25 protein-coding genes are annotated in these 26,214 nt (G+C 61.1%); 4 read left to right on the top strand and 21 right to left on the bottom strand.

Annotated features, from left to right (window positions below):
• Window positions 1-21: 21 nt before the first annotated feature.
• From NTD89_RS26120 to ppc, 5 genes are all read right to left on the bottom strand, one after another.
• Complete coding sequence (locus NTD89_RS26120) at window positions 22-882, bottom strand: DUF72 domain-containing protein (protein ID WP_262210450.1); 861 nt, start codon at window positions 880-882, stop codon at window positions 22-24.
• Window positions 882-1,196, bottom strand: coding sequence for a hypothetical protein (locus tag NTD89_RS26125; RefSeq protein WP_262210451.1), 315 nt, complete (start codon window positions 1,194-1,196; stop codon window positions 882-884). The genes NTD89_RS26120 and NTD89_RS26125 overlap by 1 nt, the downstream gene beginning before the upstream one ends.
• A gap of 160 nt (window positions 1,197-1,356) precedes the next feature.
• Window positions 1,357-2,043, bottom strand: coding sequence for a tRNA (adenosine(37)-N6)-threonylcarbamoyltransferase complex dimerization subunit type 1 TsaB (tsaB, locus tag NTD89_RS26130; protein ID WP_262210452.1), 687 nt, complete (start codon window positions 2,041-2,043; stop codon window positions 1,357-1,359).
• A 90-nt stretch (window positions 2,044-2,133) separates the two neighbouring features.
• Window positions 2,134-2,781, bottom strand: coding sequence for an adenylate kinase (gene adk, locus NTD89_RS26135; protein WP_145161799.1), 648 nt, complete (start codon window positions 2,779-2,781; stop codon window positions 2,134-2,136).
• Between the two features lie 280 nt (window positions 2,782-3,061).
• A complete protein-coding gene (gene ppc, locus NTD89_RS26140) occupies window positions 3,062-5,707 on the bottom strand; it encodes a phosphoenolpyruvate carboxylase (protein WP_262210454.1) in 2,646 nt (881 codons plus the stop codon).
• Between the two features lie 184 nt (window positions 5,708-5,891).
• Between ppc and NTD89_RS26145 the strand changes: the two genes are divergently transcribed.
• From NTD89_RS26145 to NTD89_RS26155, 3 genes are all read left to right on the top strand, one after another.
• Window positions 5,892-6,236 (top strand): pilin assembly protein, encoded by a 345-nt coding sequence (locus tag NTD89_RS26145; RefSeq protein WP_145161793.1) that lies wholly within the window; start codon window positions 5,892-5,894, stop codon window positions 6,234-6,236.
• Between the two features lie 283 nt (window positions 6,237-6,519).
• Window positions 6,520-6,945, top strand: a complete 426-nt coding sequence (locus tag NTD89_RS26150; RefSeq protein WP_145161788.1) for a DUF4398 domain-containing protein — start codon at window positions 6,520-6,522, stop codon at window positions 6,943-6,945.
• Window positions 6,946-7,000: 55 nt separating this feature from the next.
• Window positions 7,001-7,786 carry an OmpA family protein gene (locus NTD89_RS26155; protein ID WP_106577200.1) on the top strand — a complete coding sequence of 262 codons (786 nt, stop codon included), beginning with the start codon at window positions 7,001-7,003 and terminating at the stop codon, window positions 7,784-7,786.
• A gap of 50 nt (window positions 7,787-7,836) precedes the next feature.
• Here the strand turns inward: NTD89_RS26155 and NTD89_RS26160 are convergent, their stop codons facing one another.
• The 15 genes from NTD89_RS26160 to NTD89_RS26230 form a co-directional block, all read right to left on the bottom strand.
• The gene (locus tag NTD89_RS26160; protein WP_242194332.1) at window positions 7,837-8,121 is read right to left on the bottom strand and encodes a hypothetical protein; all 285 of its coding nucleotides are present in this window, start codon (window positions 8,119-8,121) and stop codon (window positions 7,837-7,839) included.
• Between the two features lie 125 nt (window positions 8,122-8,246).
• Complete coding sequence (locus NTD89_RS26165) at window positions 8,247-8,573, bottom strand: hypothetical protein (RefSeq protein ID WP_106577202.1); 327 nt, start codon at window positions 8,571-8,573, stop codon at window positions 8,247-8,249.
• Window positions 8,570-9,475, bottom strand: coding sequence for an alpha/beta hydrolase (locus tag NTD89_RS26170; protein ID WP_145161785.1), 906 nt, complete (start codon window positions 9,473-9,475; stop codon window positions 8,570-8,572). Before NTD89_RS26170 ends, NTD89_RS26165 begins: the two co-directional genes overlap by 4 nt.
• A 113-nt stretch (window positions 9,476-9,588) precedes the next feature.
• Entirely contained in the window at window positions 9,589-10,866 is a 1,278-nt protein-coding gene (locus NTD89_RS26175) for a flavohemoglobin expression-modulating QEGLA motif protein (protein WP_106577204.1), read from the bottom strand.
• Between the two features lie 21 nt (window positions 10,867-10,887).
• The gene (locus tag NTD89_RS26180; RefSeq protein WP_145161782.1) at window positions 10,888-11,448 is read right to left on the bottom strand and encodes a hypothetical protein; all 561 of its coding nucleotides are present in this window, start codon (window positions 11,446-11,448) and stop codon (window positions 10,888-10,890) included.
• A gap of 128 nt (window positions 11,449-11,576) precedes the next feature.
• The gene (locus tag NTD89_RS26185; RefSeq protein ID WP_145161779.1) at window positions 11,577-12,293 is read right to left on the bottom strand and encodes a TetR/AcrR family transcriptional regulator; all 717 of its coding nucleotides are present in this window, start codon (window positions 12,291-12,293) and stop codon (window positions 11,577-11,579) included.
• Between the two features lie 152 nt (window positions 12,294-12,445).
• Complete coding sequence (lysS, locus tag NTD89_RS26190) at window positions 12,446-13,948, bottom strand: lysine--tRNA ligase (RefSeq protein ID WP_145161776.1); 1,503 nt, start codon at window positions 13,946-13,948, stop codon at window positions 12,446-12,448.
• A 109-nt stretch (window positions 13,949-14,057) separates the two neighbouring features.
• A protein-coding gene (gene prfB / locus NTD89_RS26195; RefSeq protein ID WP_096236834.1) for a peptide chain release factor 2 occupies window positions 14,058-15,153 on the bottom strand; the annotation gives its coding sequence in 2 pieces (ribosomal slippage) (window positions 14,058-15,080 and window positions 15,082-15,153; 1,095 coding nt in all).
• 235 nt (window positions 15,154-15,388) lie between these two features.
• The gene (locus tag NTD89_RS26200; protein WP_145161774.1) at window positions 15,389-16,390 is read right to left on the bottom strand and encodes a PleD family two-component system response regulator; all 1,002 of its coding nucleotides are present in this window, start codon (window positions 16,388-16,390) and stop codon (window positions 15,389-15,391) included.
• Window positions 16,391-16,441: 51 nt separating this feature from the next.
• Window positions 16,442-17,452: a chemotaxis response regulator protein-glutamate methylesterase gene (locus NTD89_RS26205; RefSeq protein ID WP_262210458.1), complete on the bottom strand. Its 1,011-nt coding sequence runs from the start codon at window positions 17,450-17,452 to the stop codon at window positions 16,442-16,444.
• The gene (locus NTD89_RS26210; protein WP_262210460.1) at window positions 17,449-19,728 is read right to left on the bottom strand and encodes a hybrid sensor histidine kinase/response regulator; all 2,280 of its coding nucleotides are present in this window, start codon (window positions 19,726-19,728) and stop codon (window positions 17,449-17,451) included. Before NTD89_RS26210 ends, NTD89_RS26205 begins: the two co-directional genes overlap by 4 nt.
• Window positions 19,725-20,426, bottom strand: coding sequence for a chemotaxis protein CheW (locus tag NTD89_RS26215; RefSeq protein WP_262210461.1), 702 nt, complete (start codon window positions 20,424-20,426; stop codon window positions 19,725-19,727). The genes NTD89_RS26210 and NTD89_RS26215 overlap by 4 nt, the downstream gene beginning before the upstream one ends.
• Window positions 20,423-21,682 carry a CheR family methyltransferase gene (locus NTD89_RS26220; protein ID WP_262210463.1) on the bottom strand — a complete coding sequence of 420 codons (1,260 nt, stop codon included), beginning with the start codon at window positions 21,680-21,682 and terminating at the stop codon, window positions 20,423-20,425. Before NTD89_RS26220 ends, NTD89_RS26215 begins: the two co-directional genes overlap by 4 nt.
• Window positions 21,679-22,191: a chemotaxis protein CheW gene (locus NTD89_RS26225; protein WP_145161752.1), complete on the bottom strand. Its 513-nt coding sequence runs from the start codon at window positions 22,189-22,191 to the stop codon at window positions 21,679-21,681. The genes NTD89_RS26220 and NTD89_RS26225 overlap by 4 nt, the downstream gene beginning before the upstream one ends.
• Window positions 22,191-23,813: a methyl-accepting chemotaxis protein gene (locus tag NTD89_RS26230; protein WP_262210464.1), complete on the bottom strand. Its 1,623-nt coding sequence runs from the start codon at window positions 23,811-23,813 to the stop codon at window positions 22,191-22,193. Before NTD89_RS26230 ends, NTD89_RS26225 begins: the two co-directional genes overlap by 1 nt.
• Before the next feature lie 347 nt (window positions 23,814-24,160).
• On the opposite strand from NTD89_RS26230, the gene NTD89_RS26235 reads away from it, so the two are divergent.
• Window positions 24,161-25,786, top strand: coding sequence for a glucan biosynthesis protein D (locus tag NTD89_RS26235; protein WP_262210465.1), 1,626 nt, complete (start codon window positions 24,161-24,163; stop codon window positions 25,784-25,786).
• Window positions 25,787-25,836: 50 nt separating this feature from the next.
• On the opposite strand, the gene NTD89_RS26240 is transcribed toward NTD89_RS26235, so the two are convergent.
• Complete coding sequence (locus tag NTD89_RS26240; protein ID WP_106577224.1) at window positions 25,837-26,022, bottom strand: hypothetical protein; 186 nt, start codon at window positions 26,020-26,022, stop codon at window positions 25,837-25,839.
• Window positions 26,023-26,214: the final 192 nt, after the last annotated feature.

A 26,214-nucleotide genomic window follows, 5' to 3' on the forward strand; every position in this document is an offset into this window, starting at 1 on the left:
CTCCTGGCGGAAAAAGGAGCCTTAGAGTAACCCCAGTTGCTCCGCTGCGGGTTCTCGATGCAAGGTCGGCAGCGGTGGCAGGCCCGGCAAACGCGCCATCAGTTGTTGATGAAAACGCAGCGCCAGTTGCGCGGCAAGGCGGTTATCCGAGGTGTGCAGGAACACATACGGCGTACGCCCTTCCTCGATCCAACCAGCGACTTTTTCCACCCACGGCACCAGGAACGGGTCGTTGGCTTCCAGCTCCGGATGACCAATGAAACGCACTTGGGGAAACAGCGTCAGTGCGGCCGGACGCGGCGGCACCTTGGGTTTCTTCGACTGAGCGTGCAGCACGGCGGCTGAGGTAGAGGTGCAACTGAACAGCGCGCGCGGGTCGAGGCAGATTCGCTCAACGCCACGGTCACGCAGCAGACGGTTGAGGCTGCGCTCGTCATCGCCCTTGGCGAAGAACGCCTGATGGCGCACTTCCACCGCCAGCGGGCGCTCCAGTCCATCAATAAAACCGGCCAGTTCACCGAGGCGTTGGGGCGAAAAGCTCGCCGGCAGTTGCAGCCACAGCGGCGCGACACGCTCACCCAATGGGCTCATCAAGCCGACAAAACTTTCCGCTGCCGGCAACTGCTCAAGCAGGTCGCCACTGTGGCTGATGTCGCCGGGGAATTTGGCGGTGAAGCGAAAATCCGCGGGCATGATTTCAGCCCAGCGCTGCACGGTGGCGGCCGAGGGTCGGGCATAAAATGTGGTGTTGCCTTCAACGGCGTTGAAGACTTGGGCATACAGCGAAAGGTAATCGCTGGCGCGTGCATCGGCTGGATACAGGTACTCGCGCCAGGCGTTGTCACTCCAGGACGGGCAACCGATAAAGTAAGGCAGACGCATCAGATATGGATGTCGAGACCCAGCACTTCCATATCCCATTCGACAAAGCCGGCAGTGGTCAGGTAGCTGGCCAGGGCGGTAGCGACGCTTTTGCTCATGGAGCGGGGGAAGACCATGTCTTGCTGACGCGCGGGAAGACCGCTGATACGCGCGCCGGCTGAACCTTGGGCGCTGGAATGAGAACTGGCATGCGACTCGGATTGGACCTCGATGAAGTCCGGCGAATCCTCGACGGAATCGTCTACCGTCACGTTCGCCTTGCGCAGCTTACGTTTGAGGGGGTAGGACTGTGAGGAGAAGCCGTCTATACGCATACATGCAGACTCGGTATCAATGATGGCAATTTAGCGGCACTTTCCGTGGTGCGCAAATGCTCTGGTGATAACTAGAACACATAATTTGTAAAAGGTTTAAAAACGGGGCCAAATTCTGACGATTGGCGAACTTTGCCCCAAATTGCCATCATTTTTGACGTCAAATAATCCCGCGTTCAGCCTTGGTCTGCGCGACTTTATCACGCAGATAAACCGGCGCCGCCTGATCGGCCGGAATCGCTTCGCCACGCTCGAAAGCGAAGCGTGCCAGCGTCAGCAAGTCCTGGGCATGAGGCAACATCCCAGCGTCCTGCCCCACCAGCTTTACGCCAATGCGCTCGCCATAACCCCAGCCAGTGCCGGCACCGAACCAGTCACCGTTGCCATCAGCCGGCAACACAGAGGACTGCGGCGATTGCACCGCTTCGACGCCCACCAGGCGCATTTCGCCAGCGTGCTCGCGGTAGCAACCCCAATAGACTTCGTCCATGCGCGCGTCGATGGCCGCGGCGACTTGCGAAGCGCCGTGTTCACGCAAGGCACGCTGGGCCAGCACTGCCAGGTTGGAGACCGGCAATACCGGACGCTCCAACGCAAAGGCCAGGCCCTGGACCACACCGATGGCAATCCGCACACCGGTGAACGCACCCGGGCCACGGCCAAAGGCAATGGCGTCGACGGCCGCGAGCGTGGTGCCCGCGTCCTCAAGCAGTTGCTTGATCATCGGCAACAGCTTCTGCGCATGCAGGCGCGGGATCACCTCGTAGTGGCTCGTTACCTTGCCATCGTGCAGCAAGGCAACGGAGCAAGCTTCAGTCGCGGTGTCCAGGGCCAGCAGGGTGCTCATGGGTGTCGGTGTCCAAGTCGAAAAAAAGTGCGCCAGTATAAACAACAACGGCCCGCAAGCGGGCCGTTGTCAGTGAAGCCGATCGATGGATCAGCTCAACGCTTGCAGCACCTTGGCGGTGATGGCTTCTACGGAGCCGACGCCAGGGATGTGGCTGTACTTCGGCTTGCCGTTGGCAGCAGACAACTTCTGGTAGAAATCCACCAGCGGCTTGGTCTGCGAATGGTAGACCGACAGGCGATGACGCACGGTTTCTTCAGTGTCGTCTTTACGCTGCACCAGGTCGTCGCCGGTGACATCGTCCTTGCCGGCCACTTTAGGCGGGTTGTAGACGATGTGGTAAACGCGGCCCGAGGCTTCGTGAACACGACGACCGGCGATACGCTGAACGATTTCTTCGTCTTCAACTGCGATTTCAACCACGGCATCCAGCTCGACGCCGGCTTTCACCAAGGCTTCGGCCTGGGGAATGGTGCGTGGGAAACCGTCGAACAGGAAGCCGTTCTTGCAGTCTTCCTGGCTGATGCGTTCCTTGACCAGGTTGATGATCAGGTCATCGGAAACCAGGCCGCCGCTGTCCATCACGCTTTTTGCTATCAGGCCCAGCTCGGTGCCGGCCTTGACGGCCGCGCGCAGCATGTCGCCGGTGGAGATTTGTGGAATGCCGAATTTTTCAGTGATGAACTTTGCCTGAGTACCTTTACCGGCCCCGGGAGCTCCCAGCAGAATGACGCGCATCGATGTGCTCCTCAATTTTTTATAGAGATGACGCTCGGATTCGCCGCGTGGGGCCAATCTCGTAAAAATATGGGTCCAGGCCGATCAAACGGCCAAAGGCTGATCAAGATACACAGCGGGCTCTATCCATACAAGCCGCCGAAAGTCGCAGGAACCCACGCCCGGCATGCGTCACAGCTCGGGTGTGCCTGAGTGCAACCTTGCCCCGCAAACGCCGACCGCCCTTTTCGGGGCGGTCGTCATGGTTTATCTGCAAGCCCTTGAGAACACGCAGAAAACTTTAACCGGTGTTGCGCAAACCGGCGGCAATACCGGCCACAGACACCAGCAGCGCCTGTTCCAGAGGGCTGTCCTGTGCGGCCTCCTGCTCACGCGAGCGCGCCAGCAACTCGGCCTGCAGCAAGTGCAACGGGTCGAGGTAGGTGTTGCGCAGACGGATGAACTCAAGGGTGTCCGGGCTATGGGCCAGCAGTTGCGACTGGCCAGTCAGGCCAAGCACCACGCTGCACGCCTGCGACAATAGGTCGCGTAAGTGCGCACCCAATGGCAGCAGGTCCGGTTGCACCAGGCGCTCGTCATACAGGCGAGCAATATCGGCATCGGCCTTGGCCAGCACCATTTCCAGCATGTCGATGCGCGTGCGGAAGAACGGCCACTGCTCGCGCATCTGCCCCAGCAACTCGCCTTCACCACGCTCCAGGGCCTTGCTGAGTGCTGCTTCCCAGCCGAGCCACGCAGGCAGCATCAGGCGGGTTTGGGTCCAGCCGAAGATCCATGGAATGGCCCGCAGGCTTTCGATCCCGCCCGCGCGGCGCTTGGCCGGGCGACTGCCGAGCGGCAAGCGGCCGAGCTCCTGCTCTGGCGTGGACTGGCGAAAGTACTCGACGAACTGCGGATTTTCCCGCACCACGGCGCGGTAGGCGCTGACACCGTCTGCTGCCAATTCATCCATCAAATGGCGCCAGGCAGGCTCCGGTGGTGGCGGTGGCAACAGCGTGGCTTCCAAGACGGCGGCCAGGTAGAGGTTGAGGTTCTGCTCAGCAATGTCCGGCAAGCCGAATTTGAAGCGGATCATTTCGCCTTGCTCGGTGGTACGGAAACGCCCCGCCACCGAGCCCGGCGGCTGCGACAGGATCGCCGCGTGCGCCGGGCCGCCGCCACGGCCGACGGTACCGCCGCGACCGTGGAACAACAGCAATTCCACCTGTTGTTCGCGGCAGATATCCACCAAGCGTTCCTGTGCCCGGTACTGTGCCCAGGCGGCGGCAGTGGTGCCGGCATCCTTGGCTGAGTCCGAGTAGCCAATCATGACTTCCTGCGGGCCTTGCAACCGCGCGCGATAGCCCGGCAATTGCAGCAGGGTTTCCATGACCGGCCCGGCGTTATCCAGGTCGGCCAGGGTTTCGAACAACGGCGCCACCCGCATTGGCCGTTGCACGCCCGACTCTTTAAGCAGCAGTTGCACCGCCAGCACATCGGAGGCGGCACCTGCCATCGAGATGACATACGAGCCGAGCGACGCAGCGGGCGCCGCGGCGATTTCCTTGCAGGTGTTCAACACCTCGGCAGTGTCCGCCGACGGTTTGAAGTAGCCCGGCAGCAGCGGTCGGCGATTGGTCAGCTCCTGGGTCAGGAAACTGATGCGCGCCTCTTCGTCCCAGTCTTCATAACGACCCAAGCCCAGGTAATCGGTGATTTCGGTCATGGCCGACGAATGCCGGCTGGAATCCTGGCGCACGTCCAGGCGTACCAGGAACAGGCCAAAGGTCACCGCACGGCGCAGGCAGTCGAGCAGCGGGCCATCGGCGATCACGCCCATGCCGCACGCGTGCAGCGACTGATAACACAACTCCAGCGGGTCCAGCAGGTCACGGTTGTTCTGCAACACTTCGGCCGGCGCCGGGGTGTTGGCGGCCAGCGAGGTGTGCGCCCATTGGCGCGTGGCGCGCAGACGTTCGCGCAGTTGCTTGAGCAAGGCGCGATAAGGCTCGACGCTGTCGCCTACCTTGGCCTGCAACGCGGGGCTGGCCTGTTGCATCGACAGCTCGGACGCCAGGTGATCGATGTCGCGCAGGTACAGGTCCGCCGCCATCCAGCGCGCCAGCAGCAGCACTTCACGGGTCACTGGTGCGGTGACATTCGGGTTGCCGTCACGGTCGCCGCCCATCCACGAAGCAAAGCGGATCGGCGCTGCCTCCAGCGGCAGGTGCAGGCCGGTGGCGGCGTGCAGGGCATGATCGGCTTTGCGCAAGTAGTTGGGGATGGCGTGCCACAGCGAATGCTCGATCACTGCAAAGCCCCATTTTGCCTCGTCGACAGGCGTCGGGCGCACGCGGCGGATTTCTTCGGTGTGCCAGGCTTCGGCGATCAGTCTTTGCAGGCGTTCACGGATCTGTTCGCGCTCGGCAGTGGTGAGGTCGCGGTGGTCCTGCAGCGCCAGTTGCGCGGCAATCGCATCGTATTTCTGAATGAGAGTGCGCCGCGCCACTTCGGTGGGGTGGGCAGTGAGGACCAGTTCAATCTCCAGTCGCGCCAACTGGCGGGCCAGCGACTCGTTGCTGTGCCCTTCGCTTTGCAGGCGGGCCAGCAACTCGGGCAACACACGGGATTCGAACGGTGCCGGTTGCGACTCATCGCGCCGGTGGATCAATTGGTATTGCTCGGCAATGTTGGCCAGGTTGAGGAACTGGTTGAAGGCTCGCGCCACGGGCAGCAGTTCGTTTTCCTGCAATTGGTTCAAGCTGGCGCTGAGTTCCTCGCCGGCGGCTTGCTCGGCTACGGCTCCACGGCGGTCGGCCTTGGCGCCTTTGCGGATCTGCTCGATCTTGTCGAGAAACTCGTCGCCGTACTGCTCTCGAATGGTGTTGCCCAACAGCTCACCCAGCAGGTGAACATCCTCACGCAAGCGTGCATCGATATCACTCATCAGCCAATCTCCAGCCAGAAATCCGGGACGCGCAGGGGTTCCAGAGTGCCGCCCGCGTCGGTTTCTGACAAGACACTTTAAACCTTGTGAGTTGCAGCTAGTCTCAACAGTGAGTCGCCGCGTTAACCGCGCTGGCGGCCGGACACTCATCACCGCCTGCTACTGCGGGCTCATTGAGGTTGCCATGAAGATTCGAGAACTGGCCCAGCATTGGGAAGAGAACGCCACGGGTCGCCTGACCAAGACCGAGTACGCGATTCATCTGGATGTGGAGTCTGCTGCACGGCTGGCCGCCATTGCCGAGATGTACCCCAAGCGCCACACCGAAGAACTGCTCGGCGAGCTGATCGGCGCCGCCCTTGAAGAGCTGGAAGCAAGCTTTCCTTACGTCAAGGGCCAGCACGTGATTGCCACCGATGAAGAGGGTGATCCCCTCTACGAAGACGTGGGCCCGACGCCACGCTTTCTCACGTTGTCCCGGCGCTATCTGCATGATTTGTCAGACAGTGCTGACGAACAGCAGCACTGATACACACCTGCAAAACCTCTTTTGACCCAAGTATTCCGGGCCTTTCACGGGTCCGGAGTACCTCTGCGCGTGGCGAAAGTTCCAACTTTTAAACACTGACCATTCAGTCAGATATTTTTTTAGGCAATTCGCCATCTTCTCTGAACTTTTGAAAAAAGCCTCCGGTCACAGCCAGTAAGCCATCACTTGGAACGGCCGTTTGAATGAGTGTTTCGAGCCTTGCCGCCGAGACCCGAACCGCCGACCAGTGCCATGGATTTTGATGTTTTTCAGGAGTTACCCAATGGAGTTGAAGACGATGAAGACCAGCACTGCCAAAACCTCGTTTAACCACCTGCGCGGGCTTAAATTGGCCGCGCTGGCAATCGGCACCAGCTTCGTTCTGGCGGGCTGCGCCGGCAACCCACCGACCGAGCAATACGCCGTGACCCAATCTGCGGTCAACAGCGCTGTAAGCGCCGGCGGCACCGAGTACGCAGCTGTGGAAATGAAGTCGGCTCAGGACAAGCTCAAAGAAGCCGAAATCGCCATGCATGACAAGAACTACGACAAGGCTCGTCAGCTGGCCGAACAAGCCGAGTGGGACGCTCGCGTTGCAGAGCGCAAAGCTCAGGCCGCCAAAGCCCAACAGGCTGTGAAGGACTCCCAGAAGGCTGTTCAGGAGCTGCGTCAGGAAGGCATGCGCCCAGCTGTTATCCAACAGCAATAAGCCAACGCCCCTGATTGCATTGCACCCGAAATCGAATTGAAAGGACGACACGACTATGCGTAAACAATTGATGATCCCTGCTCTGCTGGCGATGAGCGTTGCCCTGGCGGCCTGCTCCACCCCGCCGAACGCGAACCTGGAAAACGCACGGACCAACTTCTCGGCCCTGCAGACCAACCCACAAGCCACCAAGCTTGCGGCGCTGGAAACCAAGGACGCCAGCGACTGGCTGGACAAGGCTGACAAGGCCTACCGCGACAAGGAAGACGAAAAGAAGGTCGACCAACTGGCTTACCTGACCAACCAGCGCGTTGAAGTGGCCAAAGACACCATCGTGCTGCGTGAATCCGAAGCCAAGCTGAAAAACGCTGGCGACGAACGTGCGCGCGCCCTGCTGCAAGCCCGTGATGCCCAGATCAAGCAACTGCAAGACAGCTTGAACGCCAAGCAAACTGATCGCGGCACCCTGGTGACTTTCGGTGATGTGCTGTTCGCCACCAACAAGTCCGATCTGAAATCCAGCGGCCTGGTCAACATCACCAAGCTGGCGCAGTTCCTGCGTGACAACCCGGACCGTAAAGTGATCGTCGAAGGCTACACCGACAGCACCGGCTCCGACTCGTACAACCAGAGCCTGTCCGAGCGTCGCGCGGCTTCCGTGCAGCGCGCACTGGCTCAACAAGGCGTGGATATCTCGCGCATCGTGACCCAGGGTTACGGCAAGGAATACCCGGTTGCCGACAACGGCAGCGCCTCGGGCCGTGCCATGAACCGTCGCGTTGAAGTGACCATCTCCAACGACAACCAGCCGGTCAAGCCACGTTCTTCCGTTGCTAATTGATCGATTGAAGCAGTAAAAAAAACCCACCTTTTGGTGGGTTTTTTTATGCCTCAGACTTCGATTTTACGGCTGCTGTCATCGGCGGGCATCATGGCCTCCATGCCTTGTCGGCCCGCCATCAGTTTCTCCAGTTCCTGCGGGCCCTTCTGGTCCTCGGCGCTGCCGCCCTGAGACCCGCCCGCCGCCTTCGACAGCATGTCCATGAGCATCTTCATAGGGTCTTGCTTCTCTTGCTTCTGGGCGTCTTGAGCGCCGTCCTCGCCGCCCTGCCCCAGCTTTGCTGCGCCCTGGGCCATTTCCAACATCTTACTGATCGCGCCAATTCCACCAACCATGATCACTCTCCCGGATTCGATATACGCAAGTTAACTATCAGCAACACTGACACGTCATTCAGTGGCTTCTTACGCGATACGGTTCCAGATATTTCCGTGATCATGTGGCTGCGATGAAGCGAAGGTCACTCCTGCAGTTGCGGCGTCTCCTGGCCCATGCAACGCACGGCCTGCTTCTTGTTGTTCACCAGCACGCCGCTCAAGCCTTTTTGTTCGGTATCAAACATCACCAACACACCGTCGACGCACTGCGCCACTTGCGCCGCTGGCGTGAGGGAGATTTTGTAATCCTCGCCCGGCACTGTCTTGAGTAGGGTGAAGTCGCTGAGCAGCAACGCATCTTCCGGCTTGGCGAAGTGCAGGTAGCCGTAGTACCACAGGCACCCGACGGTGCCGATGATGGTGCCGACGCCGGTGAGGATCAGCGGGATCATGTTGCGTTCTTCGCTCATTGCGGGCTCTCTGACGTGTCAACGTTAGGGTTCGGGTAGTTGGGGATTTCCCCCAGGCGGCGCAGGCCATTGAAGTGCTGCGGGTCGTCCAGATAACGCAGCATCACGGTTTGCCAGGTCTTGTCGGCAAACGTCTGTACATGGCCGCCACGCGTCAACTGCAACACCCTGGGCGGCGGCGCGGCCTGATACAGGCGAATGCCATTGGCCAGCGGCACGATCGGATCATCCAGGCTATGAAACAGCAGCTTGGGTACGCCGGTCAGTTGCGGCATGGCGTTGATCGCACTGTCAGCATCGGGCACCAGCCAGGACAGGGGCACTTGAAACGGCCATGTTATCCAGGACGTACTCAGAGCGAATTGTCCTACGTCACGATAACTGGCGGGCACCCCGTCCAATACCAGCGCCTTGAGCTGCGGCTGGCGCTGCGGGTGCGCCGCCAGGTAATGCACGGCGAGCGCGCCACCCAGGCTTTGACCCAACACAATCAACGGTTGACCCTGGGTTTCGGGCGCCTTGTCGATCCAGTTGAACGCCGCATCAATGTCCTGGTAGATCGCCGGCAACGACGGCTTGCCTTCCGACAAACCGTACCCGCGGTAGTCCAGCAGCAGCACTTGATAGCCCTGCTCCGGCAACCACCAACTGCCCCCCAGGTGCCACGCCAGGTTGCCGCCGTTGCCATGCAAGTGCAGCACCGTGCCTTTGACTGGCACGCCGGATTTGGCCGGCAGCCACCAGGCGTGAAGTTTCACCCCGTCGGCGGTGGTCAGGGTGACATCGCGGTACTGCAGATGGGCTTTTTCCGGCGTGAACGGCAGGCCGGGTTCAGGGTAGAACAGCAGCGAGCTGCAGCCGTTCAATGTGAGTAGCAGGCAAAGAATGCCGAGGATTCTCATCCGTTGAAGCCTCGTAAGTGGGTTGGAAATCAGTCTTAAGATCAATAGAGATCAAAGGTGGGAGCTGGCTTGCCTGCTCCCACCTTTTGATCCGGTTTTTTCAGGACTATCGCCTACAGGATATTCGAGTAATCCGCCTCGATCCGGTCCAGGCTCAAGTGGTTGAGGAAGTTGGAGAAGCACATCCACGCCGCCAGCGCGTTCATGTCGCGAAACTGCTCGGGCAGGTACTTGGGCGGCACCACCAGGCCTTCATCGACCAATTGGCGCAGGGTGCGCATGTCTTCCAGCGTGGTCTTGCCGCAGAACAGCAGCGGCACTTGTTCCAGCTTGCCTTTGCGCACGGCCAGCTGGATGTAGTTGTAGACCATGATAAAGCCCTTGAGGTAGGACAAATCCTTGGTAAACGGCAGACCGGTCGGCGTCGAGCCGCGGAAAACCCGGCTGGCATTGCCGTAGCTTTCGGCCATCTCAAAGCCTTGCTCACGGAAGAATTCGAACACCTGCAGGAAATCGGCGCCCTCCTCGACCATATGGATCGCGCGGGTGCGGTTGGTCAATTTGCGCAAGCGGCTCGGGTAGGAGGCGAAGGTGATGATCTCCATCAGAATCGCCAGGCCTTCCTGGGTCACCGTGGACGACGGTGGGCCCTTGGACAGGAAGGTGCAGATCGGCTGGTTCTGGCCGTTAAGCGTGGTGCCGACGTGCACCAGGCCTTCATGCACTTCCAGGGCGCGCACATCGCGGTCGTTGAACATCGCATCGGCGCGAATCTTGATGTAGTCGGCGCCAGCCGCCGCGTCCGCGACAATCCCGTCGGACTCAAACACGCGGATGGTTTCTTCGGCTTCGCCAAACACCTTGTTCAGGCGGGTTTGCAGCAACGCCACTGCATCCTTGGCGGTGAGGGTCTTGGCTTCGTCCTTGAGGTCGCCACGGCCGTCGATGTTGTTCAGGTAGTCAGACAGCATCAGGCCCAAGTCGGCGAGGGTCGGGTCGCCGGCGTGGAACGCATCGGAGGCGGCGCCATACAGCTCCTGGGAGATCAGACCGAAATCCTCGGTGCCGCGCGCTTCGAGCATGCGCACCACCATGCGGTATTCACGGCACATGCGCCGCATGATCTGCCCCACCGGGCTGAACTGGCCGAGGCGGCGAGTGATGTCGCGCTCGATGTTCTGGAACTCCAGCTTGACTGCGCTGGAATCGAACGACAGTGGCCGGTTCAGGTAGTAGTCGCGGTCCACGGCCGGCATCGCCTTGCCCTTGGCCTTGAGGAAACCCTGACGAATGTTCTCGTCCCACTTCACGGCGTCGAGGACGCGAATCGGTGTTTGCGCCAGCACAATGCGATCAGACAAGGTGCGTATCGTCTGCTGGTAATCGTCCACCCGGTGCTTCCTCTTTAAACGTTATTTGCCCGCGCGCTGGTAGCGCACGGCTTCAACGAACACATCGGCATTGGCCGGGTCATCCAGGTAGGCAAACACCTGGTCCATGGAGCTGTCCACCAGCACGCCGGCGCCTTCGACCGTGTCGACGGTGCTGCCGTGCAGCACGTGTTGGCCGATGGCTTGGTGGATCTGCTCAAGGTCGAGGTTGTAGACCACCAATTCAGGCTTTTTGTCGCCTTCGCTTTCAAAGTCAAAGCCGGCGAGGATGAAATGCCCACCCAGCTTGTCCGGCAACGGCGCCGACAAATACCAGCGGTTGCCATGGCGCACCACGGTAAACAGGTACTCATCGCGCTGAGCCGGCTTGGCTTTAGGGTAGCTCACGGCTTTATAGCGGTGCTCGCCGACGCGCGTGATCTGCAGGTTAAGCGGCTCGCCCCAGGCATTCTTGCTCGACCAATGGCCAAGCAAGGCGGCCGGCGCAGCGTCGCGCGCCGGCAGCGGGTCCTTGAAAGTCACCAGGCAACCGCTGAGCAACAGGAACGACAAGGCGATCAACGCGACATGCCAGGCTTTCATTGCGTACTCCATCAAGTGTCGGAGCTGGCTGGCCTGCGATACAGGCGCCTCAGTGCATCAGGTAATCCAAGGCGATGCTATCGCAGGCAAGCCAGCCCCCACATAAAGCGGATAGCGCACAGGGTGTGCTAGACCGAAGCCAGCACCAAATGCATATAACGCTTGAGGATCTCAAGCATCTCTTCACCGGTCAGAGGCTCTGGGCCGCCAAGCAGGCCCTGATATTCCATCCGACCGATTATCGCCGTCAACACTTTGGCATCCTGTTGCGGCTCGCGAGAACCCAAGACCTGGAAAAACTGCCCGGTGCCCTGCAACAGAATCTGCTGATGGGACCGCACCAGTTGCGCCAGACGCGGGTTGAGCAAGGCTTCCTGGCGAAAGGCCTGCTCGGCCATCAGGTGTTCACGGCGGTTGGTCAGTTGGCGCATCACGTAGTCGGCGGTGAGCCGCGCGATGTCATCGGCCAATTGCGAGCGCGACTGCGGGCTGCCATCGCCATAGGCGACCATCTCGCGCAGCAGGCCTTCGTTGCGCACCCACAGCTTGCCCATGAAGGCGGCGCTGCGTTCCACGTATTGGGCGAAGGTATCGGTGAGCAGGTCATCGATGTCCTTGAAATAATAGGTGGTGGCCGACAACGGCACGCCCGCCTCTGCCGCCACGGCGCGGTGGCGAACGCCACGTACACCATCGCGCACGACGATGCGCATGGCCGCATCGAGAATATCCTGCCTGCGCTGCTCGCTGCCCCGCCGACTGGCCTTGCGGCCCTGGTACTGAACACTTTCAGCCACGGCAGCAGCAATGCCGGCGGCACCTTCTTGAGCCATTACGCGGTTCACGACAGATCTTCCTTTAAAGGGTGACGCGGAGCGTCACGGGCTGCGTTCCTACGCACAGTGTGGGAACGATCACCTCGCGCCGTTCTCTTGACGGCTGAATACGCCACATAAAAAAGCCGCCTTATAAAAGGCGGCTTCGGATTTCACTACGGTTACGCTTGTGGCCGCATGTGCGGGAACAAGATCACATCGCGGATCGACGGCGAGTTGGTCAACAACATCACCAACCGGTCGATGCCGATACCTTCACCGGCGGTTGGCGGCATGCCGTATTCCAGGGCGCGGACGAAGTCGGCGTCGTAGTGCATCGCCTCGTCGTCGCCAGCGTCCTTGTCGGCCACCTGGGCCATGAAGCGCTCGGCCTGGTCTTCGGCGTCGTTAAGCTCGGAATAAGCGTTGGCGATTTCGCGCCCGCCGATGAACAGCTCGAAACGGTCGGTGACGTTCGGGTTGTCATCGTTGCGACGGGCCAGCGGCGACACTTCGAACGGGTACTGGGTGATGAAGTGCGGCTGCTCCAGCTTGTGCTCGACCAGCTCTTCGAAAATCATCACCTGCAATTTGCCCAGGCCTTCGAAGCCCAGCACCTTGGCGCCGGCTTTCTTGGCGATGGCGCGGGCCTTGTCGATGTCGTTCAGGTCATCGGCGGTCAGCTCAGGGTTGTACTTGAGGATCGAATCGAACACCGACAGGCGCACGAACGGCTCGCCGAAGTGGAACACCTTGTCGCCGTACGGCACGTCGGTGCTGCCCAGGACCAGCTGCGCCAGCTCGCGGAACAACTCTTCGGTCAGGTCCATGTTGTCTTCATAGTCGGCGTAAGCCTGGTAGAACTCCAACATGGTGAATTCTGGGTTGTGACGGGTCGAGACGCCTTCGTTACGGAAGTTGCGGTTGATCTCGAAGACTTTTTCGAAGCCGCCAACCACGAGCCGCTTGAGGTACAGCTCAGGCGCAATGCGCAGGAACATTTCCATGTCCAGCGCGTTGTGGTGGGTTTCGAACGGCTTGGCTGCGGCACCACCGGGGATGGTTTGCAACATCGGCGTTTCCACTTCCAGGAAGTCGCGCTTCATCAGGAAGCTGCGGATGTGCGCAATCACCTGAGAACGCACACGGAACGTCTGGCGCACGTCTTCGTTGACGATCAGGTCAACGTAGCGCTGGCGGTAGCGCTGTTCGGTGTCGGTCAGGCCGTGGTGCTTGTCCGGCAGCGGGCGCAGGGATTTGGTCAGCAGGCGCACGCTGGTCATTTCGACGTACAGGTCGCCCTTGCCGGAACGGGCCAGGGTGCCTTCAGCGGCGATGATGTCGCCCATGTCCCAGGTTTTCACCGAGGCCAGGGTTTCTTCCGGCAGGGTTTTACGGTTGACGTAGACCTGGATGCGACCGGTCATGTCCTGGATCACCATGAACGAGCCACGGTTGAGCATGATGCGACCGGCAACCTTGACCGGGATTGCAGCCTCTGCCAGCTCTTCCTTGGTCTTGTCCGCGTATTGCTTCTGCAAGGCATCGCAGTAGTTTTCGCGGCGGAAGTCGTTGGGGAAGGCATTGCCCTTGGCGCGCTCGGCAGCAAGCTTTTCCTTGCGCAGGGCGATCAGGGAGTTTTCTTCCTGTTGCAGGGCTTGCGGGTCGAGTTGTTGGTCGCTCATGTCTTTAAATTTTCCATCAGGTTCGTTGCCCCAGCCTGTGGCTGGGGATCGCGGGCAAGCCCGCTCCCACAGGGATCGAGGGGTGTCAGCCAATCCCGCATTGCATGTATTACAAGCCCGATTTCAGGCTGGCTTCCAGGTATTCGTCAATGTCGCCATCGAGCACCTTGTCGCAGTCACTGCGCTCGATGTTAGTGCGCAGATCCTTGATCCGCGACGCATCAAGCACATACGAACGGATCTGGTGACCCCAGCCGATATCCGACTTGGTGTCTTCCAGCGCCTGGGACGCGGCGTTGCGCTTCTGCATTTCCTGCTCGTACAACTTGGCCCGCAGCATTTTCATGGCGGTGTCCTTGTTCGCGTGCTGGGAACGTTCGTTCTGGCAGCTGACCACGGTGTTGGTCGGTACGTGGGTAATACGTACGGCCGAGTCGGTGGTGTTTACGTGCTGACCACCGGCACCGGAGGAGCGATAGGTGTCGATCCGCAGGTCGGCCGGGTTGATCTCGATTTCGACCTTGTCGTCGATCTCTGGCGAGACGAACACCGCCGAGAACGAGGTATGGCGACGGTTGCCGGAGTCGAATGGGCTCTTGCGCACCAGGCGGTGCACGCCGATCTCGGTGCGTAGCCAGCCAAAGGCGTATTCACCCTTGATGTGCACGGTCGCGCCTTTGATGCCAGCGACTTCACCGGCCGACAGCTCCATGATGGTCGCGTCGAAACCGCGTTTGTCAGCCCAGCGCAGGTACATGCGCAACAGGATGTTGGCCCAGTCCTGGGCCTCGGTGCCGCCGGAACCGGCCTGGATATCCAGGTAGGCGTTGTTCGGGTCCATTTCGTGGCTGAACATGCGGCGGAATTCAAGCTTGGCGAGGTTTTCCTCGAGACGGGCCAGCTCGGCGACGACATCGCCCACTGCGCCTTCGTCGTTTTCTTCGACGGCCATGTCCAGCAGGTCGCGGCAATCGCCCAGACCGGTGTTCAGTTCGTCGAGCGTGTCGACGATTTGTGCCAGCGCAGCGCGCTCGCGGCCCAGTTCCTGGGCGTATTCAGGTTTGTTCCAGACAGCCGGATCTTCAAGCTCGCGATTGACTTCGGTCAGACGCTCATGCTTTTGATCGTAGTCAAAGATACCCCCGAATAGTTTCGGAGCGCTCGGACAGGTCCTTGATGGTGTTAAGGATCGGGTTGATTTCCATGGCGGGCAGCACTCGTTGGCGAACTTTTGAAAGCCGACGAGTATAACGACAAACCAGCGTGAACGGCAGCCCGCTTGGCGAAAAGGCCGGATTTGTACACAATCCAAGACCCATGAAGATCCAAATGTGGGAGGGGCTTGCCCCCGCTGGCAGCCTGTCAGTCAATGATGTTGTGACTGCCCCACCGCTATCGGGGGCTAGCCCCCTCCCACATTGAATGGGGCACGGCCTCAGGTCACTCGATACCGACCTGATTGCGCCCATTGTGCTTGGCCGTATACAAGCCTTTATCCGCCGCCATGATCAGCTGCCGGCAATCCGTGCCCTGCACCGGCGTCAGGGTCGACAGGCCGATGCTGATGGTCAGGCTGGCGCCTTCGGCCGGGGCAATGTGCGGGATTTTCAGCGCCGCCACGGCCATGCGCAGCTTTTCTGCCACCAGGCGTGCGCCGCCCGGCGAGGTGTTCGGCAGCACCAGCGCAAACTCTTCACCGCCATAACGTGCCGGCAGGTCGGAAGGACGACTGCTGGCTTCGCGGATCGTCGCAGCGACTTTGCGCAACGCTTCGTCACCTTCGACATGGCCAAAGCTGTCGTTGTAGGTCTTGAAGAAATCCACATCGATCATCAACAACGACAACTGAGTCTGGTCACGCATGGCGCGACGCCATTCCAGCTCAAGGTACTCATCGAAGTGCCGGCGATTGGACAGCCCGGTAAGACCGTCGGAGTTCATCAACCGTTGCAGCACCAGATTGGTGTCCAGCAACTGCTGCTGGCTGACCCGCAGCGCCCGATACGCCGCATCCCGCTGCAACAACGTCATGTACGAACGCGAGTGATAGCGGATGCGCGCCACCAGCTCGATGTTGTCCGGCAGCTTGACCAAATAGTCGTTGGCCCCGGCCGCGAACGCCGCGCTCTTGATCAGCGGGTCTTCCTTGGTCGACAGCACGATGATCGGGATATTCGCGGTGGCCGGATGGTTGCGGTATTCACGCACCAGCGTCAGGCCATCAAGGCCCGGCATGACCAGATCCTGCAGGATCACCGTGGGCTTGATGCGAATCGCCTGGGCAATCGCCTGATGCGGGTCGGCGCAAAAGTGGAAGTCGATGTTTTCCTCATGGGCCAGGCCGCGCCGCACCGCTTCGCCGATCATGGCCTGGTCGTCGACCAGCAACACCATGGCGGCATTTTCGTCGGTCTTGATGTCGTCGATCTGTAAATCATTCATGTGCAGTCACCTGAATTACTTTCCTGCATGCCGGCACCGCGGAGGGTTTGATCATTTTGCAAAGACCTCCAGCAATCGGGGCGCAATTCTGTCCAGTGGGCGAATTTCAACAGCGGCATCAATGGCCGCCGCCGCTTTGGGCATGCCATACACCGCCGAGCTCTGTTGATCCTGGGCGATGGTCAAATATCCTTGTTCACGCAGCAATTTGAGCCCCTGGGCGCCGTCGCGACCCATGCCGGTCAGCAATACGCCGACGGCGTCGCCGTTCCAATGGCTGGCGACGCTTTCAAAAAACACGTCGATGGAAGGCCGGTAAATCTCGTTAACGGGCTCTGCGGTATAGGCCAGCGTGCCGTTTTTCAACAGGCGGATGTGGTGGTTGGTGCCGGCCAGCAGGACCACACCGCTTTGTGGCGGCTCGCCCTCACGCGCCAGGCGCACCGGCAGGCCGGACGCGCTGCTCAGCCACTCGGCCATGCCCGCGGCGAACACCTGATCCACATGCTGCACCAGCACGATGGCCGCCGAAAAGTCCCGTGGCAAACCCTTGAGCAGGATTTCCAGGGCAGCCGGCCCGCCGGCCGACGAACCAATCGCCACCAGGCTTTGACGTTTGCCGGTGCCGCGCTGGGGCGCCGTTTCGGTGCGCACCCGGCTGCCGCGCTGGCCGACCAGCCAGCCAATATTGAGGATTTTGCGCAGCAACGGCGCCGCCGCATCCTTGGCGTTGCCAACGCCCAGCGCCGGCGTATCCACCACATCCAGGGCGCCATGGCCCATGGCTTCGAACACGCGGCTGACATTGGCCTGGCGGTCGACGGTGACGATCACGATCGGGCACGGGGTCTCGGCCATGATCCGCCGAGTGGCCTCCACGCCATCCATCACCGGCATGATCAGGTCCATCAGGATCAGGTCCGGGACCACCTCGGCGCAGTGCTGCACGGCTTCCAGACCGTTGCTGGCCACCCACACCACCTGGTGCGCGGGTTCAAAACTCAAGGCGCGGCGCAAGGCCTCCACCGCCAGGGGCATGTCATTGACGATCGCAATCCTCATGCCCGTGCGCCTCCGATCAGTTCCATCACGGCGTCCAGCAAGGCATCGTCATGGAAACTGGCTTTAGCTAAATAATAGTCGGCGCCGGCATCCAGTCCACGACGCCGGTCTTCTTCGCGATCCTTGTACGACACCACCATCACCGGCAACGATTGCAGGCGACTGTCACGGCGCAAGAGTGTGACCAATTCAATACCGTCCATGCGAGGCATATCAATGTCAGTGATGAGCAGGTCGAAGTCTTCGGAACGCAACGCGTTCCAGCCGTCCATGCCATCGACCGCGACAGCCACTTCATAACCGCGATTAAGTAACAATTTGCGTTGCAGCTCACGCACAGTGAGCGAGTCGTCCACCACCAGCACGCGTTTACGCGGTGCCTCGGTGGCCTGCTGGCTACGCCGGGCGATGCGTTCCAGGCGGCCGGTATTGAGCAGCTTGTCCACCGAACGCAGCATGTCTTCAACGTCGACGATCAACACCACCGAACCGTCGTCCAGCAAGGCGCCGGCAGAAATATCCTGAACCTTGCCGAGGCGATCATCCAGCGGCAACACCACCAGCGTGCGCTCGCCGATAAAGCGCTCCACCGCGATGCCATACACCGCATCGCGCTCGCGAATCACCACGACTTTAAGCGTCTCCTCATTGCTCTGCCCCGGCGGGCGCTGCAGCAACTGGCTGGCGGCGACCAGGCCGACGTGGCGGCCCTCGTGCCAGAAATGCTGGCGGCCTTCCAGTTGCACGATGTCATCGGGGGCCAGGTCGCACATGCGTTCGATGTGCGCCAGCGGGAACGCATAGGCTTCCTCGCCGACTTCCACCACCAGGCTGCGCACCACCGACAGGGTCAGCGGCACCTCAAGGTGGAAGCGGCTGCCGCGCCCCGCCGTCTGCTCCAGCACCACCGCGCCGCGCAGTTGGCGCACCATATGCTGCACCGCATCCAGGCCGACGCCGCGCCCGGACACTTCGGTGACCTTGTCGCGCAGGCTGAACCCCGGCAGGAACAGGAACGTCAGCAATTCTTCCTCACTCAGGCGCTGAGCGGTTTCCAGTGGCGACAGGTGCCGGTCGACGATGGTGCCGCGCAGGCGCTCAAGATCGACGCCGTTGCCGTCGTCGCTCAACTCCAGCACCAGCAAACCTGCCTGGTGCGAGGCGCGCAGGCGGATCAGGCCCTCGGCCGGCTTACCGGCCAGCATGCGCTGCTCGGGCATTTCGATACCGTGATCGACGGCATTGCGTAAGAGGTGCGTGAGCGGGGCTTCGAGCTTTTCCAGTACGTCGCGGTCAACCTGGGTTTTTTCGCCTTCGATTTCCAGGCGCACTTGCTTGCCAAGACTGCGGCCCAGGTCGCGGACCATACGCACTTGACCGGCCAGTACATCGGCAAACGGGCGCATGCGGCAGGCCAGCGCGGTGTCGTAAAGCACTTGGGCACGCTGCCCGGCCTGCCAGCCGAACTCGTCCAGCTCGGCGGTTTTTTCCGCCAGCAAGGCCTGGGCTTCGCTTAACAGGCGCCGGGTGTCGGCCAGCGCTTCCTGGGCTTCGAGATTCAAATCCAGGGCCTTGAGCTGGGCGTCCAATGTGTCCAGGGCGCGGGCGCTGTTGCTTTGAATGCGTTTGAGGCGCTGCATGCTCGCCAGGTAAGGCTTGAGCCGCTGGGTTTCCACCAGGGATTTACTCGACAGGTCGAGCAGGCTGTTCAAGCGCTCGGCGGTGACCCGCAGCACACGCTCGCCGCCTTCGGTCATGCGTTTGTTCTGGCGTGGCGGCTCGCTGGTCACGGGCGGCGCAGGCTCGGGTTCCGGCGGCGGCTCTTCGATAATCGGCGCCGGTGCAGATTGCGCAGGCGGCGGTGGCGCGATGTTGGCGGTCGGCTGCGACGGATCGAGCAAGCGCTCCATCAACGCCACATAAGCCTGGATATCCGCCGGACCAACGTCGTTGCCGGGCGTGGCGATGCGCATCAGCAGGTCGGTGCCTTGCAGCAGCGCGTCGATATGTTCGGGTTGCAAGTACAGGCGGCTTTCCTGGGCGCTGACCAGGCAATCCTCCATGACGTGGGCCACGCTGACCCCAGCGTCCACCCCGACAATCCGCGCCGCGCCCTTGAGCGAATGCGCGGCGCGCATGCACGCCTCCAACTGGTCGGCCTGGGTCGGGTTGCGCTCAAGCGCCAGCAGGCCGGCGCTCAGCACCTGGGTTTGCGCATCGGCTTCCAGGCTGAACAGCTCCAGCAGCGAGGCATCGCGCATCTGCTCGGGGGTCATGAGAGGCTCCGGGTCACGGCGGACAACAATTGCGCCTCGTCCAGCCAACGCAGGCTGCGGCCTTTCCACTGCAACACGCCCTGGGTGAAGCGCGCACTCGCCTGGGTGCCAGAGGCCGATGCGGCCTTCAAGGTACGCTCATCGATGGCGTGGATGCCGTCAACTTCATCGACCGGCACCACGACCGGGCCGTCCTGCGCGGCGATGATCAACATGCGCGGCATGATGCGCCCGCCGCTGGCACCGTTGCTGGTCGCGTCCAACCCCAGCAGCTCCACCAACGACAGGCATGCCACCAAGGCGCCACGCACATTGGCCACGCCGAGCAGCGCCCGGGAACGCTGGTGCGGCAGCGAATGAATCGGTTGCAGCGGCGCCACTTCGACCAGGCACCGGGTGGCGATGCCCAGCCATTCCTCGCCAAGACGGAACATCAACAGGGAACGGGTAACGATGTCTTCGTCGAGTTCGGCCACGGCATAAGCGCGCTCATCGCCCTGCTGCAGGGCGTAACGGTCGAGCAAACGGGTGGCGGCAGCGGAATACACCGAGCAGTTGCGGCAGTGAATATGCTCCGCCAACAGCGGGCAGGACTTGTCGCCATGGATGCCGATGCGGTTCCAGCAGTCGTCAATGGCATGGGTGTCGGCCAGGGTCAGGTCCAGGCTTGCGGTGTTGAGCGCGTCGGTGCTACTCATCGTTTGGACTCACTGTCAGCTCGCTCGCTACGCGCGGCCCGCGCCTGCAAACGGCGCGCCCCCGCACTGTCGCCCTGGGACTCAAGCAACGCCGCCAGGTGCATCAAGGCCTGCGGATGCTGCGGTTCCAGGTACAAGGCTTTTCGATAATAGCCCTGGGCTTCCAGGGCGCTGCCGGCCACATCGCTGAGCAGCCCCAGCCAATAAAACACCTGGGCGGCCGGCGGATGGTTACTCAAATACTGCTCACAGGCGGCGCGGGCTTCGGCGCTCTTGCCTTCATTGGCCAGCGTGGCGATACGGCCGAGCAAGTCGCCGGCATCCGTCTGCGGCGCCTTGATCGGCACCACCTGCGCGCTGACCGTGCTGAACGGCCGCGGCTTGACCGGAATCGGTGCGGCACTGCGCTGCGGAACCGGCGCAGGCACGGGCACAAACACCGGCTCAGGCTTGATCGGCTCGACGTGCCGACTGAAGGCAAAAGATTGCGGTACGCCAATCGAGCGCATGCCATGGCGCCCCAACAGGCTGCCTTCGGCCGGGCCGATAAACAGCACACCCTCCTGATGAGTCAGGCCCTTGAGCACATCAAAGACTTGCTTTTGGGTCGGCTGGTCAAAGTAGATCAGCAAGTTGCGGCAAAACACGAAGTCGTAGCTCGGCTCATTGGCCAGCAGGCCCGGATCGAGCAGGTTGCCGACTTGCAGGCGCACTTGTTCGCGCACCCGGTCGGCGATGCGAAAACCGTCGGCCTCCTCGGTGAAATGGCGCTCGCGAAAGTCGATGTCGCTGCCGCGAAACGAATTCTTGCCATACACGCCACGCTTGGCGCGCTCCACCGACAACGGGCTGACATCCAGGCCCAACACCTTGAATTGATGCGGCGCCAGGCCCGCATCGAGCAGGGCCATGGCAATCGAATACGGCTCTTCGCCGGTGGAACACGGCAAGCTCAGAATACGCAGCGCGCGCATCTGCTTGATCTCGGCCAGCCGCGCCTTGGCCAGCCGCGCCAGGGTGGCAAAGGATTCGGGGTAACGGAAAAACCAGGTCTCGGGCACGATCACGGCTTCGATCAGCGCCTGCTGCTCATCATGCGAGCTCTGCAGATGCCTCCAGTAAGCCTCTGGCGTCTGCGCCTGCACAATCTGGCTGCGCTGGCGCACCGCGCGCTCGATGATCGCCTCGCCCACAGACGCGACGTCCAGGCCGATGCGTTCCTTCAAGAAGGCAAAGAAGCGCGGGTCGTTGCTCATAGACTCAGCTCGGCAGAAAACAGCAAGGTACGCACGGGCTCCGTGAGCAATTCGTTGACACCAATCCATTGCATCAAGCCCAAGGCGTCCTCACGCACCAGCCCCAGGTAGGGTGCCTCGCGATTGTCCAGGCCATACGGCTTGAACTCCCCAAGGCCGCAGCGCAGGGTGTCGGTGGCCTGTTCCAGGATCAGCCCCAGCCAGCGCGCTTCAACCCACGGTTGCGGCTGGTAGTTGACCAGCACCAACCGCGTACTGGTGCGGGCTTGGGCCGGCGTGCCGAAGGTCAGCGCACACAGGTCGATCACCGGCACCAGCGCGCCACGGTGGGCAAAAATCCCCGCCACCCAGACCGGCGCATGCGCGATGGGTTTGAGCGGCAGGCGCGGCAGCACCTCGGCCACTTCCGTGGCTTTGAGGGCATAACGTTCGCCGCCGATGTGAAACACCAGAAACAACGCCTTTTTCGCTGCCGGGACGGCGCCGCGTTTAGCCGCGAGGTCGCTCATCAGACTTTGAAACGCGACACGCCGCTGCGCAGACCGACCGCAACCTGGCTCAATTCATCAATGGCAAAGCTGGCCTGGCGCAGGGATTCGACGGTCTGGCTGCTGGCATCGCCCAGTTGCACCAGTGCGTGGTTGATCTGCTCGGCACCGGTGGCCTGGGCCTGCATGCCTTCGTTGACCATCAACACGCGTGGCGCCAACGCCTGCACTTGATGAATGATCTGCGACAGCTGCTCGCCCACTTGCTGCACTTCGAACATGCCGCGGCGCACTTCCTCGGAGAATTTGTCCATGCCCATTACGCCGGCCGACACTGCTGACTGGATCTCGCGCACCATCTGCTCGATGTCGTAGGTGGCCACGGCGGTCTGGTCGGCCAAGCGCCGCACTTCGGTGGCAACCACGGCAAAACCGCGGCCGTACTCACCGGCCTTTTCGGCCTCGATGGCAGCGTTGAGCGACAACAGGTTGGTCTGGTCGGCGACCTTGACGATGGTCACCACCACTTGGTTGATGTTGCCGGCCTTCTCATTGAGGATCGCCAATTTGGCATTGACCAGGTCGGCGGCGCCCATCACCGAGTGCATGGTTTCTTCCATGCGCGCCAGGCCCTGCTGGCCGGAACCGGCAGCGACCGAGGCCTGGTCGGCAGCGGTGGACACTTCGGTCATGGTACGCACCAGGTCTTTGGACGTGGCGGCGATCTCCCGCGACGTTGCGCCGATCTCGGTGGTCGTTGCCGCGGTTTCGGTGGCGGTGGCCTGTTGCTGCTTGGAGGTGGCGGCAATTTCGGTGACCGAGGTGGTGACCTGCACCGACGAACGCTGGGCCTGGGACACCAGGGCCGTCAGCTCGGTCATCATGTCGTTGAAACCGGTTTCGACGGCGCCGAATTCGTCCTTGCGCTCCAGGTTCAGGCGCTTGCTCAAATCGCCGTCACGCATGGTACCGAGGATCGCCACGATGCGCTGCATCGGCGCCATGATGGCGCGCATCAGCAGCAGGCCACACAGGCCGGCGGCGAGAATGGCCAGGGCCAGCGACACGAACATGCTGACTTTGGCAGCCGACACCGCGTCATCAATCGCCGTGGTTGCACGGTCGGCGACGTCTTTGTTCTCGGTAATGATGTCGTTGAGCTTCATGCGTCCTGCCGTCCAGGCGGGCGTCAGGTTGGTGTTGAACTCTTTGCGCGCGGCGACCAGGTCATTGCGCTGCAGGGCGTCGAGCACGGTGGCCAGGCTCTTGTTATAGGCCTGGTGCAGGGCTTCGAACTTGTCGAACTCGGACTGGTCGTCGCGACCGTTGATGGTGTGCTGGTAGTTGGCCATCTGCTCCCGGACACGCCCTTCAAATGACTTGAAGTCAGCCCTGTCGGCATCGGTCAGGCCCTTGTCGTCACGCAGACCGAGCAATACCAGGGTTTGCAGGTAGCTGTCGACCCAGGCACTGCGGATCATCGAGCTCAGATAAACCCCCGGCACCGCGTCATCGCGGACAGCCGTCTCGCTGACCTCAATCTTCAGCAACCGTGAATAAGAGACCACAACCATTGACAGCATGATCGCGATAATGACCGCAAAGCTCGCCAAAATCCGTTGGCGCAAGGTCCAGTTCTTCACAGTAATTCCTCGAAGGGCCATTCAAATGGAGGGGAGTATAGCTGAGCGGATGGCCTCATTTATCAATGGGATTTGATGTAGCGTGCACAGAATGCAAATAAATGTGGGAGGGGCTTTCCCCCGACGGCGGTGAGTCAGCTAGCGATAAGCTGACTGATACATAACTTGTTTCACATGCAAGGCCATCACGCCGCCATCAATCAATTTTCCTGCGTCGCCGAACCGCTTAAGCTATCCGGCGTCTGTTTATAGTCCGTTGCGTTTGGCCGAAGGCATGTCCGAACCGTTATTTCTGATCCAGCACGTGCCAGGAACGGCGCGGGATTTGCTCACGACAGGTTGTCTCTATGCACCGCAGGAATTTGCTTAAAGCGTCCATGGCCATTGCGGCTTACACCGGTTTATCGGCCAGTGGCCTGCTGGCCGCGCAGGCCTGGGCCGGTAACCGTGCCGCCGATGGCAAGGCCGTGGCGTTTGACTTTGAAACACTCAAAGCCCAGGCCAAACAGCTCGCCGGCACCGCGTATAAAGACACCAGGCAGGTGCTGCCGCCGACCCTGGCAAACATGACGCCGCAGAATTTCAATGCCATCGGCTACGACGGCAACCATTCGCTGTGGAAGGAATTGAACGGCCAACTCGACGTGCAATTCTTCCACGTCGGCATGGGGTTCAAGACGCCGGTGCGCATGCACAGCGTCGACCCCAAGACCCGTGAAGCCCGCGAGGTGCATTTCCGCCCGTCGTTGTTCAACTATGAAAAGACCACGGTGGACACCAAGCAACTGACCGGCGACTTGGGTTTCTCCGGCTTCAAGCTGTTCAAGGCGCCGGAGCTGGATCGCCATGACGTGCTGTCGTTCCTTGGCGCCAGCTACTTCCGTGCGGTGGATTCCACCGGCCAGTACGGCCTTTCCGCACGCGGCCTGGCGATTGATACCTACGCGAAAAAACGCGAAGAATTCCCCGACTTTACGCAGTTCTGGTTCGAAACCCCGGCCAAGGACGCCACGCGTTTTGTGGTCTATGCCCTGCTCGACTCGCCGAGCGCCACCGGCGCCTACCGCTTCGACATTGATTGCCAGGCCACTCAGGTGGTGATGGCCATCGACGCGAACATCAATGCGCGCACCGCCATCGAACAATTGGGTATCGCGGCGATGACCAGCATGTTCAGTTGCGGCACCGTTGAGCGCCGCATGTGCGACACCATCCACCCGCAGATCCACGATTCCGACCGCCTGGCGATGTGGCGCGGCAATGGCGAGTGGATCTGCCGCCCGCTGAACAACCCGGCCACACTGCAATTCAACGCGTTCGCCGACACCGACCCGAAAGGCTTCGGCCTGGTGCAGACCGACCATGAGTTCGCCAGCTACCAGGACACCGTCGACTGGTACAGCAAGCGCCCAAGCCTGTGGGTTGAACCGACGACCGCATGGGGCGAAGGCTCGATCGACCTGTTGGAAATCCCCACCACCGGCGAAACCCTGGACAATATCGTGGCCTTCTGGACCCCGAAAAAGCCCGTGGCCGCCGGCGACTCACTCAACTATGGCTACAAGCTGTACTGGAGCGCATTGCCACCGGTGAGCACACCGCTGGCGCAAGTCGATGCCACCCGTTCAGGCATGGGCGGCTTTACCGAAGGTTGGGCACCGGGCGAGCACTACCCCGAAGTGTGGGCGCGCCGCTTTGCCGTGGACTTCAAGGGCGGAGGCCTGGACCGTCTGCCGGCCGGCACCGGCATCGAGCCCGTGGTGACTTGCTCTCACGGTGAAGTGAAAGACTTCAGCGTGCTGGTGCTCGACAACATCAAGGGCTACCGCATTCTGTTCGATTGGTACCCGACCAGCGACAGCATGGAGCCGGTGGAATTGCGGCTGTTTATCCGCACCCAGGACCGCACCTTGAGTGAAACCTGGCTGTACCAGTATTTCCCGCCTGCACCGGACAAGCGCAAGTACACCTGACCCACAAAGTGGGGGCTGGCTAGCCAGCGCCCACACGGTTAAAGCGTTGTCTAAAACCGCGACACACTCTTCATCGCCCCTATCAGATACCGCATCGCGACCTGATCGTTTTCGGTCAGGGCGCGATATTGCGCCAGCAATTCGGCTTCATCCGAACTCAACCTGCGGCCACGCAAGAACATCCTGCGGGTTAGAAAAGACGCCACCACACCCGCAACACCATAGGACTTGGCCATGGACTGTTTCTCCTGATATCGATCTAAGACTCCTGTCGCCCATCACCACCTTCCCTGAGGCGCAATGCCTTCGCGGACACACCGACTGACTCCCTGGGCCAGAAATCAGACATACCTTAAGCGTAGAAACAATCTCGGCACGTGTGGGATTTTTTTAGAGTATTAACTTAAATAATTCGCTTAGGTAACAAA

The sequence above is a fragment of the Pseudomonas sp. 14P_5.3_Bac1 genome (genome assembly GCF_025466135.1).
Lineage (GTDB): Bacteria > Pseudomonadota > Gammaproteobacteria > Pseudomonadales > Pseudomonadaceae > Aquipseudomonas.